A 15,824-nucleotide genomic window follows, 5' to 3' on the forward strand; every position below is an offset into this window, starting at 1 on the left:
CTACCCCCTTCCTCACAACTGAAAGTACTTTACAACCCGAAGGCCTTCTTCATACACGCGGCATGGCTGCATCAGGCTTTCGCCCATTGTGCAATATTCCCCACTGCTGCCTCCCGTAGGAGTCTGGACCGTGTCTCAGTTCCAGTGTGGCTGATCATCCTCTCAGACCAGCTAGGGATCGTCGCCTTGGTGAGCCATTACCTCACCAACTAGCTAATCCCACCTAGGCATATCTTGACGCGAGAGGCCCGAAGGTCCCCCTCTTTGGCCCGTAGGCATTATGCGGTATTAGCCATCGTTTCCAATGGTTATCCCCCACATCAAGGCAATTTCCTAGGCATTACTCACCCGTCCGCCGCTCGACGCCCATTAACGCACCCGAAGGATTGTTAGTGTCGTTTCCGCTCGACTTGCATGTGTTAGGCCTGCCGCCAGCGTTCAATCTGAGCCATGATCAAACTCTTCAATTTAAGATTTTGTGACTCAACGAATACTGACTTCAAAACTACTATGTAATTTTAAAGCTATTACCATTCCAACAGAATGATAATGAATTGACTGTGCCAAATAACCGAGGTTATTTGTATTGGTCACTCAGTTCATTGAAATCAATTTTGTTACCGAAGTAACTGCTATTACCTAAGTAATAACGTTTTGATATTCATCAACGAGTGCCCACACAGATTGATAGGTTTAAATTGTTAAAGAGCGCTAGCGTTTTGTGATTCACATCTCAGTCGCTAGGGGTGCGTACTATACCTGCACCACTTTGAGAGTCAAGGGTTATTTTCAAACTCTTTTTCTCTACCGATTTCGCTGTGTGACTTTCGTCTCACTCCGTGTCGGTGAGGCGGCATTATAGAGAGATTGAGATGGAGCACAAGGGCTTTTTGAAATAAAAGTTTTGTTCGCCTAAAAAGCCACCAGATCCGCATTTTTCGAATAAAAACTAAACATTTGAGACGTATCACAGCAATACATTGGAAAAATGGAAGCCATGAACGTAAGATTCATGTGTCTATTTTGTTAATGGTAGATGCGTCTATTTCGTTTATTAATATGTAGTATTCCGATATGAACTCAAAAAAATCGATGTTGTTAATTGTCGCACTGGCTGTATTAGGCGGCATTGTTTTCTCTCAGGTAGATATATCGCCTGCAATTACCTTTATCCTTGGTGTCTTGGCTTCCGCTTTTGTTGTTAACTTTTCAAGCACCGACTCAAAATCAGATTCAGAACCTAAGGCTTCAACCAAAACACTTTATGTGGGTAACCTTCCCTACAAAGCGAACGAATCACATGTACGTGAATTATTCTCAGAGCATGGTGAAGTATTTGCAGTACGTTTAATGAAAGACAAACGTACTGGTAAAAGAAGAGGCTTTGGATTTGTTGTTATGGCAAGTAATGATGTGAATCATGCAATCTCTGCACTTAACGATAAAGATTACATGCAACGAACTTTAAAAGTACGTGTTGCAAATGATCCTAAACATCCTGAAGCGGACGAATCTGAACTGAGCTAAACTCTAACTGCTTTAACATACTATTTAGTGCACTTTCTTTTTTAGGAAGTGCACTACAAAAAACCTCACGCACTCCCCCTTCTTTATTAATGCTTTCCAAACCCAACAAATCTTGAACCCGCTTAGCTATCGCTTTACCAGAATCTATCAGCACTACACTTTCACCTAGTACTTGTTGAATCTCTGATTTGATCAGTGGGAAATGGGTACATCCTAATACGGCCACATCAATTGTGTTTATCATCGGTCGAAGGATTTTCTGCAACTCTTCAAGGCTAATCTCCTCGCCCCTAAGTTTCTCTTCGGCCATATCCACCAGCCGAGTAGAACCCAACAGCTCTACTCTTTTATTACTCGAGAAATTTTTAATGAGCTCGTGTGTGTATTCGCGAGTAATCGTCGCAGGGGTTGCAATAAGGCCAACCGCTTTATTAGCCAGTAACGAAGCTGGCTTGATTGCCGGGACAACACCAACAATGGGGATAATATTATTAGCGCGAAGTGTAGGAAGGACTATCGTACTGGCCGTATTACAAGCTATCACTACAATATCAATAGCGTGACTAGCCACAAAACTGGCCACGATACTTTGGACTCGCTGAATGAGGACTTGCTGATCGAGCTCACCATATGGGTAAGCCTCGTTATCGAATACATAGATATAGTTGTGATTTGGTAGTAACTGGCTTATCTCTTTATATACAGACAGACCGCCAACTCCAGAATCAAAGACCAATATGTTTTTTTGTAGACTATCCGACACAACGATTACCTATAATAAGTTTCGCTGCAATGATACTCCTTCGCTTAGTTTTCGCCAATCCTCACTCTATATAATGCAAGCCTGATAGCGTTGATGAACAAAACGCTCACCTTGCTCTACCTTTTCTAACTCTATCTTGAGCTTTCCTTTAAAACACGGTGCTGACGTCACTAGTGTATGGAACTCACCATCTTCACCACATAGATCGACATGACTTGGCAAACTGTCTATTAGTTCAGGCGTGTATTCTTTCCCGCAATAGCTCATGTCTAATGCATCGCTATCAACTGTGACGAGAAAGGTTTCGATTCCTCTATTTATGATTTCTTGAGCCAGCGCTTGGCTACTCTCTCCCATTAGAGGAAATACACACTCCCAACCCGCAGGTTCTATATAACTTCTTCGGTAGTCAGCAATACCATTGCAAAACATATCGCCGAATGCCACGGCATCAATTGATAAGCCAGACCCTTTCAATGCTGAGACAATCGTACTTTGGTAAATCTCATTGCTTGGGAAGACTTCCGGAAGCTCTATGGTGATGAGTGGCAAACCGATTAATTGTGCCTGCATGGCAACCACATCAATAGGAGTTACCTGGAAAGGCACTTCATCTCCAACATATGTAGTATAGAGAGCAACAACTTCATACTCGGCATTCTCAAGCAAACGCTCTAGGGTTAAGGTAGAGTCTTTACCTGATGACCAGCTTATGACGACTTTCTTTTTCATTGATATACCCAATAAGAAAAAACCGCCCGAAGGCGGTTTAGGTGTTAATTAGAATTGGTAAGTAGCATTTACGTAATATGTACGCTCTGGTGATGGGTATCCACCAGCAGTCTCGTACTCTTCGTCAGTTAAGTTATCCACTCGACCATTTAAAGTAAGGTTTTCATTCGCATAGTAATTCACCGAAACATCAAACAGACCATACGCAGCAAGATCTTCAGAGAAGTCCGGTCTCTCACCTACATATTGGTAGCCTAGCGAAACATCAACCTCATCGAAACTAGCCACTGCATTATACTTGTAAATCTTCTTAGCTCTGCGTATCAATTGATCACCAGATTGATCTTCTGGGTCTTGAAAGTTAGCGCTCACTTGATGATTAATAAAGCTAGTATCAAATCCAACGACCATTTCCACACCACGTAGTTGGCTTTCGCCATCGGTATTGTAGTACTTGCTTGTCGCGTAGTTGTAATCAATTAAGTCTTCGACGTTCGTGTCATAGCCAGTAATCGACCAATCAACATCCTTGATTAAGCCACCAAAAGTCAGCTCGAATGAATCTGCCTTTTCAGCTTCTAACTGTGCATTACCGTAGTAGCTGTATAGTTGATATAAGTTAGGTGCCTTGAAGGATGTGCCATAAGCTGCCTTCACGACAAGCCACTCAGCATAACGATAGCCTAACCCTGTGTTGTAAGTGGTTTCGGTACCAAACTGTTCATTGTCATCCACACGGACGCTCAGCTCGCCAAACACTTTATCCGCATCTGCGTTTAATGCAGCGAAGTACGCAACATTCGTTCTGTCGTATTCAGTATTCGAAGGCTTAACAATATAAGCCTCATCACGCCAATCTACACCGCCACTAAGAGTCAGTGCCGAAGTTAGTTTGTATGAATTAACCCACTGAACATTTAGCTGTTCAAGCTCATCAGATGTTGCTGACGCCGAGTTCTTGCCTAAAGACTGTTCGTAGTTCCAGTTATCTTGATTCTGATAGTTAACTAGGAAATCAGACTTAAGTTCACTGCCACTATATTTAACACCAGTAGCAAAGGTAGAATTTTGAACTTCAGCTTCTTTGTAAGAATGGACTGGGTTACCGGTATTAAAATCAACATACGAACCATCATATTGAGAAATGGTTTCAAACATGCGGAAGTTCGCAAAGCCACTCCACTGTTGGTCGAAGTTATGTGCGTACCCGATCAAAGCATTACGTGATTCAAACCCATGACGGTCGCCATCGTTTACTCCGGGCATGGGGTGAACGTTATAGCCTTCATCAGAATCGTAACCAACCGATACATTCAAATGACCATTTTCGCCAACTTTTGTACCACTAACAAAACTTAACTCTTCATAATCACGGCTGCCTAATCCCGCACTCACTACCGTTTCTTCATTGTCAGAACTGGCAACTGTAATGATATTAATCACACCACCAATAGCTTCTGAACCATACATAGCAGCACGAGCGCCTCGTACATACTCGACTCGGTCAACAAATGTGATTGGCAGCTGGCTGAAATCAACACCACCTTTTGCAGCGCGAGCAAAACGAATGCCGTCAATTAACACAAGAACCTGATCAGAGTTAGCACCTCGAACAAAGATCGAAGCTTGCTGGCCTCTACCACCATTCTGTGTAACTTGAATGCCCGTTAATCGTTTGAATACATCAGTTAGTGACTTAGCTTGAATACGAGCTATATCTTGACGTGTCACAACCTCAACTTGAGCGACAACACTTTCGGTGCTTTGCTCAAAACGGTTAGCCGTAACCACCATGGTTTCGTCGGCAGATGCTTGTTGGGCGTGTAAATTGGAGATAGGTGAAAGCAGCGATGCTACAGCAACCGCTAAAAGGGATTTGTTCATGTTGTGATCCTAAATCGCGTAAAGTCCTACCAAACCACATTTATGGTTTGGCCGCTGGCAGGTATTCGGACTCAAGAGCACAACCTTATGGTTACCTTGTATTCGACTTCCCACAAAAAGCTATTTGCAGTGTCTTATGAATACTTGTTCTCTTTTACCGCTGCGCGTCAGTTCTGGATTCGCACCAGATTCCCTCTTCAGCCATCTATACATCCAAATGGCACCAGCTTGCCGAAGATAGTATTGACCTCTGAATCATTTGTCTAGTCTAAGATAGTTATAAGCTATAGTTTTCATGGCCTATTTACACTGATTGGCTCTCAACACTGGACAAGCGCCTGTGATTGAATAAAATCTGCGCTCTTGATTTAAAAGCACGACAGCAAAAGGCATAACAATGGCGAATTTAGATGTAAACCCGCAACGCTACCAAGAACAACTGGCAGAAAAGACTGAACGTCTTACTGAAATGTTCTCAGAATATAATGTGCCTGAGCTGGAAGTGTATAAATCTCCAGAACAACACTACCGCATGCGTGCTGAGTTCCGCGTGTGGCATGAAGGTGACGATATGTATTACGTCATGTTCAATCAAGAGACTAAAGAAAAATACCGCGTAGACCAGTTCCCTGCAGCTAGCCGTCTTATCAATGACCTAATGCCTCTATTAACAGATGCAATGAAGGACAACCACTCTCTACGCCATAAGCTATTCCAAGTAGATTTCCTTTCTACATTAAGCGGCGAGATTTTGGTGTCACTGCTTTACCATCGCCAATTAGGTGAACAGTGGATTCAAGATGCTAAAGCACTTAAGCAGCAATTAAACGATGAAGGTTTTAACCTAAACCTGATTGGTCGTGCGCGTAAGATGAAAATTGTACTGGATCGCGACTATGTAATTGAAAAGCTAGACGTGAATGGTGATAGCTACATCTACCAACAAGTAGAGAACAGCTTTACTCAACCAAACGGCAAAGTAGCAGAGAAAATGCTGGAATGGGCTGTCGACTGTACTCAGGACAGCAAAGGCGACTTGCTTGAGCTTTACTGTGGTAACGGTAACTTCTCATTAGCGCTAGCACAAAACTTCGAGCGTGTACTGGCAACTGAACTGGCGAAACCGTCAGTAGAATCTGCGCAATACAACATCACGGCGAACAAGATTGATAATGTTCAGATTATTCGTATGTCTGCGGAAGACTTTACGGTAGCGATGGAAGGTAAACGTGAGTTCCGCCGTCTGCAACAAGCAAACATCGATTTGAAGAGCTACAACTGCAACACTATCTTTGTTGATCCACCACGTTCAGGTATGGATGTAGACACTTGTAAGATGGTTCAAGGCTACGAGCGCATCATGTACATCTCTTGTAACCCTGAAACATTGAAAGAGAACCTAGAGATCTTAAGCGAAACACACGATATTACTCGTTTTGCTCTGTTCGACCAGTTCCCTTACACACACCACATGGAAGCAGGCGTATTCCTAGAGCGTAAAGCGTAATACTCGCTTTCCTAATCTAGGTAAAAGCCAAACTGTAGACACAAAAAAAACGAGCCAATCGGCTCGTTTTTTTATTTATAGGTTGGATTAAGCTGTCTTGCCGATAAAGCCTAACTTCTTACCTACCCAAGCAAGCAGTAGCATTGCGACGATAATCGCGAAGAAGTTTGAACCCGCATCTGGGTGTTGTGCTTTGACAAACGCAGAGTGACCAAATGCACCCACGAAGAAACAAGCTAAACCTACTAATGGAATATCTTCAGATACTGGGTTAGTTAGGTATTCTTGGTAAAGCGCTTGTACAGCCAAAACTAAAGCGATAAGCGGAAAAATAGAGAAGCCCACTTCGCTCATTGTTACCCAAGATAACAATGCATCACCACACACACCGGCTACAACAGCAAGTACGAGTGTCTTTCTTTCAGAACCACGGTTTACAGTATTATTTTCATTCGACATTATTCAATCCCGCCTTTTAATCGGTTACGTTCACGTTCTTTACGATACCAAAAAGCTCCTTTGGCCATCATTCGCAATTGCATGATCAAGCGTTCAGCCAATTCATCTCGCTGACGTCGATCTAAATCTAATGCTTCTGCCCCTGAGTTGAAGACTAAGATGACCGAGGCTTCAGCTTGAGTGAAAGCTTCGTCCCTTGTCATGCCAGTCGTTATCAAATATTCGGTTAACTCAGCAGAGAAGTGCTGTATCTCACGAGCTACCGCTGCACGAAACTCAAATGAAGTTCCTGAGCGCTCTCGCAATAACAGTCTGAATACGTTAGGGCTGCTTTCAATGAATTCCATAAAGGTTTCAACCGATGTACGAATCACACTGCCTTCTTTTACTATGCGCTGCCTAGCTTGACGCATTAACTGGCGCAACAGTAAGCCACCTTCATCAACCATGGTTAAGCCAAGCTCATCCATGTCTTTGAAGTGACGATAAAAGGAAGTCGGTGCTATTCCAGCCTCACGAGCGACTTCTCTCAAGCTTAGATTGGAAAAACTACGATCAGCGCTGAGTTGGCTAAATGCAGCATCGATTAAGCTGCGACGAGTTTTTTCTTTTTGCTGTGCGCGAATGCCCATTGGTTTCATACTTTATCAATTTCTTCTTTTACAGCCTAAACAGGCATGTCTAATACTCTGTTCAATATAACGCGAATCACTTATTTATATAAGGCACTCTGGTTATATAAGACACTAAACATACCTCTTTGTTCACGTACCGAAGTAAATACGTTCAAAGAAAAAATTTCAATATCCACACTGTCATTTGGAGACATACGACATACCAAATATTATTTTTTCGATAACACTGCGTGATCCCACCGACTCTCTGATGCCCTTTTCATGTACCAAAGAACAGAATCAGTTAAAATCTCGCTAAAGCAATGTTAATCAAATATAACAAGGAAGATATCTATGCCGCACTCCAACCACTTTGATGTAATCGTAATTGGTAGTGGCCCCGGAGGAGAAGGGGCAGCGATGGGATTAACCAAAGCCGGGTTGAACGTTGCAATCATTGAGAAAGAGAGCAGTGTTGGTGGTGGTTGTACTCACTGGGGAACCATTCCTTCCAAAGCACTGCGTCATGCCGTAAGCCGTATTATCGAATTCAACAACAATCCACTGTTTTGTCAGAACAACAAAAGCATTCACTCAACGTTTTCCAACATTTTGGGTCATGCTAAATCCGTAATCGACAAGCAGACTCGATTACGCCAAGGCTTCTACGACCGTAACCAATGCACACTAGTATTTGGTACGGCGCGCTTCATTGATACCAACACTGTCTCAGTAATGCAAAGCGATGGCACTGAAGAACATTACAGTGCAGACAAATTTGTTATCGCTACGGGTTCTCGTCCTTACCAACCAGATAATGTCGATTTCCTGCATGAACGTATTTACGACAGCGACTCGATTCTTTCTCTTAAACACGACCCGCAACACATCATCATCTATGGTGCTGGCGTTATTGGTTGTGAATACGCGTCGATTTTCCGCGGTTTAGGCGTAAAAACCGATCTTATCAATACTCGAGACCGCCTACTGTCATTTCTAGACAATGAAACCTCAGATGCACTTTCTTATCACTTCTGGAACAGTGGCGTCGTGATTCGTAACGATGAAACCTTTGAGAAAATTGAAGGCACTGATGATGGCGTGATTATTCACTTAGAATCTGGCAAAAAGATGCGTGCTGATTGCCTGCTGTATGCTAATGGTCGAACGGGTAATACCGATAAACTGAACCTTGGTGCTGTTGGCTTAGAAGCGGACTCGCGTGGGCAAGTCTCAGTAAATACTAATTACCAAACCAATATTGACCATGTTTACGCTGTCGGTGATGTGATTGGCTACCCTAGCCTAGCGAGCGCGGCTTATGACCAAGGTCGATTTGTTGCCCAAGCTATTGTCAAAGGCGAAGCTGAAGGTCACCTAATTGAAGACATTCCAACCGGCATCTACACCATCCCTGAGATCAGCTCAGTAGGTAAAACCGAGCAAGAGCTTACCGCAGCTAAAGTACCGTACGAAGTGGGACGTTCTTCATTCAAACACTTAGCTCGAGCTCAAATCGCCGGTAAAGATATTGGTAGCTTGAAGATCCTATTCCACCGTGAAACCAAAGAGATTTTGGGTATCCACGTGTTTGGTGAGCGTGCCGCTGAAATCATCCATATCGGCCAAGCGATTATGGAGCAGAAAGGTGAAGCAAATACCATCGAGTACTTTGTAAATACCACCTTTAACTATCCAACGATGGCAGAGGCTTATCGTGTTGCCGCTCTTAACGGCCTTAACCGTTTGTTCTAAATAAAGAACTAACAGGAGTATTTGACCACCCATAGGCTAAATACATAGACAGCAAGCCATGAGCTTGCTGTTTTCATTTAAGCCATTGAAAAATATAGCAACTAAAGTAATTAGATCATGATGTTCTAAATGCTATTTAGTCTGTACATCTTCTATTTGTACCCGTTAGAACTAAGCGAGGAATTCGCCCTTCTTCCACTGAGAAACAAATAACACACCAAGACCAATACCACGCATTGCCATAAAACTCAGCATCGCAAGCCACAGAGAATGATTTTCTAAACTGGACGCTAGGAAGAAAATAGCAAAGAAGCTGCAGGTCGCGACAAACATACTATTACGCATGTCCTTGCCTTTAGTTGCTCCAACAAAAATACCATCGAGTAAGAAGCACCACATTGAAACCAGTGGCATTGCGATCAACCAAGGTAGGTACACCTCAGCTTGGCTTTTTACATCTGGGATTGTCGTGATCATATTAATCAAGCTAGACCCGGCGCTCGCAAACACGATAGTGAGTACCAAACAGATGTTGAAACTCCAAAAGAAGGTGCCAATCAACGACTGATTTAACTCATCTTTATCTTTCGCTCCTATCGCCTTACCGACCATCGCTTCCATCGCGTAAGCAAAGCCATCCATCCCATAAGAGATGATCATCAAAAAGCTCATCAATACCGCATTAGCCGCCACGACATCATCGCCAAAGCTTGCTCCTTGGAAAGTCATGAAAGTGAAAGTAGCTTGCAGGCACAATGAACGGAGAAAGATATCGCGATTCAATTTTACGAAACGACTCAAGCCTTGACTGGTTTTCTTAAGCAAATCCCATGGCGAAGGCAGTTGTCTCTTAATCCAGATTCGATAAACACAAATCAAGCCAAATGTTAGACCGGCATAATCGGCCATTACAGACGCCAATGCTGCACCTTCCACTTGCCACCCTAAACCGATAACAAAAACGATATCCAAAACGATATTGGTGATATTGGTGATGATCACCATCCACATTGGCGCTTTGGCATTTTGGGTTCCAAGTAGCCAACCTAGAATCACAAAGTTAGTGAGCGCAGCAGGTGCACTCCAAGCGCGAATTGAGAAATATTGCTGACCATAGTGCTTAACTTGCTCACTGGCGCTACTCAATGAGAAAACTAAATCGGCGACTAGACTGTGTAAAAGCAAGAAGACACCAGCAAACCCTAAGGCCATGGTCACGCCTTGCACGAAGACTAAACCAAGTTGCTTGCCATCATTCGCACCATAAGATTGTGCAGCTAGCCCTGTTGTCGACATACGCAGGAAACCGAGCAACCAAAAGGTCACGCTGATCATTGTGCCGCCCAGCGCCACACCACCTAAATACCAAGAATGCTCTAAGTGGCCGATAACCGCCGCATCGACTAAGCCCAGCAGTGGAACAGTAATATTAGAGAGAACCATCGGGATCGCGAGCAACAGCACTTTTTTGTGCATCGCCTGATTGGATAGCGTTTGAAAAATAGTTTGGGGATTAAATAGCTTCACGATCACCTCTTAGATTAGAGGCGATAGTTTAACCTAGTGAGTAGGCTTTCACTATGTTGTGGAATTTTACTTATACCGGCTATGTACTCAGTTACTCGAAATACAGAATCGCTAGGGTTACCACTTAACGAGCACTAACTGCGGCGTTAAACGCTTTTTAACCTGGGAGATCTTGCACAATAATCGCTGCCACAATTTCCAACGATTGCATTGCTGGTCTAGGGGAGAAAACGCTTTTACCCATTGTGCCCATGGCAACCAATTGAGAACACTATCTATTGGAGAAGATAGGCCATGCGCATACTTTCCTGAACCAAGTTTTTGCCCCAACGTACTTGAGCTTTTATCTCCAGCTAAGACTAAACACGCATGTGCATGAGTAAAATAGCGGCTCAAGGACTGAATGAAGTTCGCCGTCTGCTGTTCATTGCAATCCAGCAGAGCATGTTCACACACCACCATCACCGAGGCTTGTTCTGGAATATTAAGTTCATCCAACCAAGTCAGGTCATCAACAGAGCCGCACTCTAAACGATAGCGTTCATTTTTGTGGAACAAACGTTGTCGCCAAAGCAGATTCTCGGTCATATCCAGCTCAACCCAATGGCAGCGTCCATTATCTAAACGGTAGAAACGGGTATCAAGCCCTGCTCCCACGTTAATAATCCAAGCATCTGGGTTGTGAGATAGAAATTGTTGAACTTGAGAGTCACAAAGTTGAGTCAGTGTTGCGTAGAGAAGTTGTTGCTGATCGAGCTCACCAGTAAGACATTCTGGTGCGAGCTGGCAACGCTTGCAGGCTTGAGCTGCGATAGGATCATAAACGAGACCGTCATCGGCTAGGCTTTCACGACTACGAAACCAAAGATGTTGAACGAGATTGGTCGGAACTTGGAATTCTTGGTGTGCAGACCCTTGTTCAGAAGAAGCCTTTTGAACAGAGGAGCGCGGCTTACGAGCAAGCAGCTTCATTTGAGGTTTGGTTGGGTTTGGCATCATCATCTTCCTTGTATCTCGACAAAGAAGATGATAATGAATATCAATTACAATAACAAGTTATTGAGAATGAATATCAATAATCTATTTGTAATGGCTACATCCAGTCGGTGTTACGAATGATACCAACCGCAAGGCCTTCAATAGACAAGTGTTGAGATTCAAGATCGACATGGATTGGAGAAAATTCTTCATTTTCAGCATGTAACAGAACCGTTGAACCTTTACGTTCTAGGCGCTTTACCGTTACATCATCATCGACACGAGCCACGACAACCTGACCATCACGAACATCTTGAGTTTTATGAACAGCCAATAAATCACCATCCATAATACCGATGTCTTTCATACTTTCGCCATTCACACGAAGTAAGAAGTCAGCTTGTGGTTTAAACATGCCTGGGTCAACTTGGTAATGCATTTCTACATGCTCTTGAGCCAGAATAGGCTCACCTGCGGCAACCTGACCTATTAATGGTAAACCTTGCTCTTCGTTTGCTGCATCTTCAAGCAAAATACGAATACCGCGAGACGCACCCGGGATAATCTCAATCGCTTCTTTACGAGCAAGAGCTTTCAAATGTTCTTCTGCAGCATTAGCAGAACGGAAGCCTAGTTCACGCGCGATTTCTGCACGTGTCGGTGGCATACCGGAATCTTCGATCTTACCTTTAATAAGGTCAAAGACTTGTTGCTGGCGGGGCGTTAACGGCTTCATGATTCACCTGTCTTTTTATACAGTTGACTGTGAGTATATCCAGTAACTGAACAAAAGCAAAGCAATTGGTTGTTTTTAGTTCATTTTTAACGAATTACAAAAACAAGATATCAAGCCACACATAACCTGCTAGTGCTAAACAGATGAAAACCGCCGCCGAACCGACATCTTTTGCCATCCCAGAAAGCTCATGATGTTCACTTCCGATTCGGTCGACTACCGCTTCAATCGCGGTATTGATTAGCTCGACAACCATCACCAATACCACAGATGAGATCATTAAGATTCGTTCAACCTGGCTTACATCCAGGTAAAATGCCAACGGAATAAGCACGGCCGCCATGAACACTTCTTGTCGAAATGCAGCCTCGTTTTTAAACGAACTCGTAATGCCTTGCCATGAAAAGCCTGCTGCTTTGATGATGCGTTTGAATCCGGTGTTTGATTTTTTGGTCATTTTTAACCCTATACTCAATCAGTCGATGAATGATTTTCCACAAACTTAACGGCAATATGACTATTTCCATTAAAAGGTTAGACCAGTTTCTGGTATTCTTGCATCGATTAAATTTACGCCTAGGCTTATCCCTATTTCACTCATAGGATTTATCCTTTTTATCATAGAAATAGAGATACGCTTCAGCACATTGAAATAACTATTGAGGCAGTGAACCTATATGTCTTCTGGACAATCTTTTTCACGTTCATTAATGAAGCTACCTTTATCCCTATTGGTAAAGGGCACATCAATTCCTTCAAACCCTGTTGAGGATTTGAACATTGATTTGAGCAAACCGATTGTATACGCCTTACCGTTTCGCTCAAGTGTAGACATTCTTACATTGCAAAAACATGCACTTGAATTAGGCCTACCTGATCCGTTGAGCAAGCTTGAAATCAACGGCAAATCACTGCAACGCTACGTTTTCATCTCTTCTCGCAAAACTCTGCTGCAAGACGATGATTATGTACCAAGCTCTTCAATTGAAGTGTTCTCTGAATTGCTTTCACTGCACGCTGACGACTCTGAACTCGATGTTCAAGTTATCCCTGCTACAGTGCTGTGGGGACGTAAGCCTGGTAAAGAGAATAACCAGAAGCCTTACCTACAGGCAATGAACGGCTTAGAGAAATCAAAAGCTGTATTGCTAGCCGGTCGTGACTGTCTGGTTCGTTTCAGCCCAGTGGTTTCTCTACGCTACATGGCTAACTCACACGGTACCGACAGCACCATCGCGCACAAATTGGCGCGCGTGGCACGTATTCACTTCTCTCGCCAAAAGCTTGCTGCATCAGGTCCTAACCTGCCAAGCCGCCAAGCTCTGTTTGATCGCCTATTAAAATCAGAAGCGATCAAGAAAGCGATTGAAGACGAAGCACAAGCAAAGAACATCTCGATCGAGAAAGCGAGCAAAGAAGCTCAAGACATCATGGACGAGATTGCTGCGAACTTCTCTTATTCGCTGATCAAGCGTGGTGAGAAGATTCTTGGCTGGCTGTGGAATAAGCTGTACCAAGGCCTACATATCAGTAACGCTTCAACGGTTCGTAAGCTGGCTCAAGATGGTCACGAGATTGTTTACGTGCCTTGTCACCGTAGCCACATGGACTACTTGCTGCTTTCTTATGTGCTTTATCATGAAGGCATGGTTCCTCCGCATATCGCTGCGGGTATTAACCTGAACTTCTTCCCTGCCGGTCCTATTTTCCGTCATGGTGGTGCGTTCTTTATTCGTCGTAGTTTCAAAGGCAACAAGCTGTACTCGACGATTTTCCGTGAATACCTAGCGGAATTGTTCGCTAAAGGTTACTCAGTAGAGTACTTCAGTGAAGGTGGTCGTTCTCGTACTGGTCGTCTATTGCAAGCGAAAACGGGCATGCTAGCGATGACAATCCAAGCAATGCTGCGCGGTATGAACCGTCCGGTGACTTTGGTTCCTGTGTACATTGGCTACGAGCACGTTATGGAAGTAGCGACTTACGCGAAAGAGCTTCGAGGTAAGCGTAAAGAGAAAGAAAACGCGAGCTTGGTGATTCGTACCATTCGTAAGCTGCGTAACTTTGGTAAAGGCTACGTGAACTTCGGTGAGCCGATTCAACTGAACCAATACCTGAATGAGCACTCACCAGAGTGGACCAAAGATATCGACCCAATGGGCACCAGCAAGCCACAATGGATGAACCCAGTGGTTAATGACTTAGCGACCAAAATGATGACGCACATTAACGATGCGGCAGCAACCAATGCCCTGACCCTTTGTGCAACGGCACTATTGGCTTCAAGACAGCGCGCATTGTCTCGTGACTCTTTGGTTTCTCAGATCAATTGCTACCTGTCTCTGCTTAAGAACGTTCCATATTCGGCAACGTTCACTGTGCCAAAAGACAGCGCTGAAGAATTGGTAAAACATGCTGAATCACTGAACAAGTTCTTGATTGAATCAGACTCAATGGGCGACATCATTTCACTAGACCGTCACCAGTCAATTCTGATGACCTACTACCGAAACAACATCATTCACTTGTTTGCTCTGCCATCGTTAATTGCACAGATGACCATTCGTCAGCGCGGTTTATCGATTGACGCGATTCAAGAGAACGTTGCTGCTATCTACCCGTTCTTGAAGAAAGAGCTATTCCTAAGCTACGAAGAAGACAAGCTTGAAGGCGTGGTTTCTAACATCATTGAAGAGCTGGTTAACCAAGGTATGCTTGTGATTTCTGATAACGAAGTCACCATCAACCAATCAAACAGCCAAGCACTGATGCTATTAGGTCGTACGATTTCAGAGACGCTACAGCGCTACTCGATTGCTCTAAACCTGTTGGCAGAGAATCCTGACCTGGATAAATCCGATCTTGAACAGAAGAGCCAAGACATTGCACAGCGACTTGGTCGTCTACAAGGCATCAATGCACCAGAGTTCTTCGATAAAGGCGTGTTTGCATCGATGTTTGCAACTCTGAAACAGCAGCAATATCTGGATAACGATGGTAACTGTGATTTAGAAAAGACTCAGCAATTCGCTAAGCTTCTCTACTCAATGCTTTACCCAGAAGTACGTTTGACGATTCAAGAGAGTATCCACCAAGCAGAGTAACAATCCGTTTGGCGTCGCTTTCATAGCAAAGTGAAACACGATCAAAAAAGGCACCCACTGGGTGTAATGCCGATCAGTTAAGAAATTTGTGAGATCATTTGACCGATCCTCAAAAGGCTTCAAAATCCGATATTAGGAAACTAATATCGGATTTTTTTATGTCTTTAGAAAGCCAACTTGCCAATACTTTTCGGTCATGTAATACCTTCCACCACTTTGATAAATACTCTGACATCCTTAG

At 43.7% G+C, this 15,824-nt stretch carries 13 protein-coding genes, 1 rRNA gene and 1 riboswitch; of the genes, 4 read left to right on the top strand and 10 right to left on the bottom strand.

Annotated elements, in window-relative coordinates; genetic code table 11:
• Positions 1 to 470: ribosomal RNA gene (locus tag CWO08_RS23055) — 16S ribosomal RNA — on the bottom strand; the annotation flags it as partial.
• A gap of 604 nt (positions 471 to 1,074) precedes the next feature.
• Here CWO08_RS23055 and CWO08_RS23060 point away from each other — a divergent pair.
• Positions 1,075 to 1,527, top strand: a complete 453-nt coding sequence (locus CWO08_RS23060; protein ID WP_017061054.1) for an RNA-binding protein — start codon at positions 1,075 to 1,077, stop codon at positions 1,525 to 1,527.
• Here the strand turns inward: CWO08_RS23060 and murI are convergent.
• The 3 genes from murI to btuB are packed head-to-tail and all read right to left on the bottom strand — an operon-like array spanning position 1,490 to position 4,906.
• On the bottom strand, positions 1,490 to 2,296 hold the full coding sequence (gene murI, locus CWO08_RS23065; protein WP_102431400.1) for a glutamate racemase: 807 nt from the start codon (positions 2,294 to 2,296) through the stop codon (positions 1,490 to 1,492). The two genes, CWO08_RS23060 and murI, sit on opposite strands and share 38 nt — an antisense overlap.
• A gap of 60 nt (positions 2,297 to 2,356) precedes the next feature.
• Entirely contained in the window at positions 2,357 to 3,022 is a 666-nt protein-coding gene (locus tag CWO08_RS23070; RefSeq protein WP_102431401.1) for an ATPase, read from the bottom strand.
• 48 nt (positions 3,023 to 3,070) lie between these two features.
• Positions 3,071 to 4,906 (bottom strand): TonB-dependent vitamin B12 receptor, encoded by a 1,836-nt coding sequence (gene btuB, locus CWO08_RS23075; RefSeq protein ID WP_108021190.1) that lies wholly within the window; start codon positions 4,904 to 4,906, stop codon positions 3,071 to 3,073.
• A gap of 38 nt (positions 4,907 to 4,944) precedes the next feature.
• Positions 4,945 to 5,149, bottom strand: a riboswitch (cobalamin riboswitch).
• 154 nt (positions 5,150 to 5,303) lie between these two features.
• Here btuB and trmA point away from each other — a divergent pair.
• Positions 5,304 to 6,413 carry a tRNA (uridine(54)-C5)-methyltransferase TrmA gene (gene trmA / locus CWO08_RS23080; protein ID WP_108021191.1) on the top strand — a complete coding sequence of 370 codons (1,110 nt, stop codon included), beginning with the start codon at positions 5,304 to 5,306 and terminating at the stop codon, positions 6,411 to 6,413.
• Positions 6,414 to 6,500: 87 nt separating this feature from the next.
• On the opposite strand, the gene CWO08_RS23085 is transcribed toward trmA, so the two are convergent.
• Entirely contained in the window at positions 6,501 to 6,872 is a 372-nt protein-coding gene (locus tag CWO08_RS23085; protein ID WP_004736696.1) for a YijD family membrane protein, read from the bottom strand.
• Complete coding sequence (gene fabR / locus CWO08_RS23090; protein ID WP_010438693.1) at positions 6,872 to 7,513, bottom strand: HTH-type transcriptional repressor FabR; 642 nt, start codon at positions 7,511 to 7,513, stop codon at positions 6,872 to 6,874. Before fabR ends, CWO08_RS23085 begins: the two co-directional genes overlap by 1 nt.
• Before the next feature lie 327 nt (positions 7,514 to 7,840).
• Here fabR and sthA point away from each other — a divergent pair, with 327 nt between their 5' ends.
• Complete coding sequence (gene sthA / locus CWO08_RS23100; protein ID WP_102431404.1) at positions 7,841 to 9,241, top strand: Si-specific NAD(P)(+) transhydrogenase; 1,401 nt, start codon at positions 7,841 to 7,843, stop codon at positions 9,239 to 9,241.
• A gap of 171 nt (positions 9,242 to 9,412) precedes the next feature.
• Here the strand turns inward: sthA and dinF are convergent, their stop codons facing one another.
• From dinF to CWO08_RS23125, 4 genes are all read right to left on the bottom strand, one after another.
• A complete protein-coding gene (gene dinF / locus CWO08_RS23105) occupies positions 9,413 to 10,768 on the bottom strand; it encodes an MATE family efflux transporter DinF (protein ID WP_170960829.1) in 1,356 nt (451 codons plus the stop codon).
• 117 nt (positions 10,769 to 10,885) lie between these two features.
• Positions 10,886 to 11,764, bottom strand: a complete 879-nt coding sequence (locus CWO08_RS23110) for a class I SAM-dependent methyltransferase (protein ID WP_108021192.1) — start codon at positions 11,762 to 11,764, stop codon at positions 10,886 to 10,888.
• A gap of 97 nt (positions 11,765 to 11,861) precedes the next feature.
• Positions 11,862 to 12,482, bottom strand: a complete 621-nt coding sequence (lexA, locus tag CWO08_RS23115; RefSeq protein ID WP_019820514.1) for a transcriptional repressor LexA — start codon at positions 12,480 to 12,482, stop codon at positions 11,862 to 11,864.
• Between the two features lie 94 nt (positions 12,483 to 12,576).
• Positions 12,577 to 12,939, bottom strand: coding sequence for a diacylglycerol kinase (locus CWO08_RS23125; RefSeq protein WP_102319726.1), 363 nt, complete (start codon positions 12,937 to 12,939; stop codon positions 12,577 to 12,579).
• 220 nt (positions 12,940 to 13,159) lie between these two features.
• On the opposite strand from CWO08_RS23125, the gene plsB reads away from it, so the two are divergent.
• A complete protein-coding gene (gene plsB, locus CWO08_RS23130) occupies positions 13,160 to 15,583 on the top strand; it encodes a glycerol-3-phosphate 1-O-acyltransferase PlsB (protein ID WP_065677837.1) in 2,424 nt (807 codons plus the stop codon).
• Positions 15,584 to 15,824 lie beyond the last annotated feature (241 nt).

It is taken from the genome of Vibrio sp. 10N.286.48.B8, from assembly GCF_003050085.1.
GTDB lineage: Bacteria > Pseudomonadota > Gammaproteobacteria > Enterobacterales > Vibrionaceae > Vibrio > Vibrio crassostreae.

Bases quoted from the DNA above. Each gene is read 5' to 3' on its own strand.
- CWO08_RS23125 (WP_102319726.1), bottom strand. From the start codon at position 12,939: ATGACCAAAAAATCAAACACCGGATTCAAACGCATCATCAAAGCAGCA.
- trmA (WP_108021191.1), top strand. From the start codon at position 5,304: ATGGCGAATTTAGATGTAAACCCGCAACGCTACCAAGAACAACTGGCA.
- plsB (WP_065677837.1), top strand. From the start codon at position 13,160: ATGTCTTCTGGACAATCTTTTTCACGTTCATTAATGAAGCTACCTTTA.
- CWO08_RS23070 (WP_102431401.1), bottom strand. From the start codon at position 3,022: ATGAAAAAGAAAGTCGTCATAAGCTGGTCATCAGGTAAAGACTCTACC.
- sthA (WP_102431404.1), top strand. From the start codon at position 7,841: ATGCCGCACTCCAACCACTTTGATGTAATCGTAATTGGTAGTGGCCCC.
- btuB (WP_108021190.1), bottom strand. From the start codon at position 4,906: ATGAACAAATCCCTTTTAGCGGTTGCTGTAGCATCGCTGCTTTCACCT.
- fabR (WP_010438693.1), bottom strand. From the start codon at position 7,513: ATGAAACCAATGGGCATTCGCGCACAGCAAAAAGAAAAAACTCGTCGC.
- CWO08_RS23110 (WP_108021192.1), bottom strand. From the start codon at position 11,764: ATGCCAAACCCAACCAAACCTCAAATGAAGCTGCTTGCTCGTAAGCCG.
- CWO08_RS23060 (WP_017061054.1), top strand. From the start codon at position 1,075: ATGAACTCAAAAAAATCGATGTTGTTAATTGTCGCACTGGCTGTATTA.
- lexA (WP_019820514.1), bottom strand. From the start codon at position 12,482: ATGAAGCCGTTAACGCCCCGCCAGCAACAAGTCTTTGACCTTATTAAA.
- CWO08_RS23085 (WP_004736696.1), bottom strand. From the start codon at position 6,872: ATGTCGAATGAAAATAATACTGTAAACCGTGGTTCTGAAAGAAAGACA.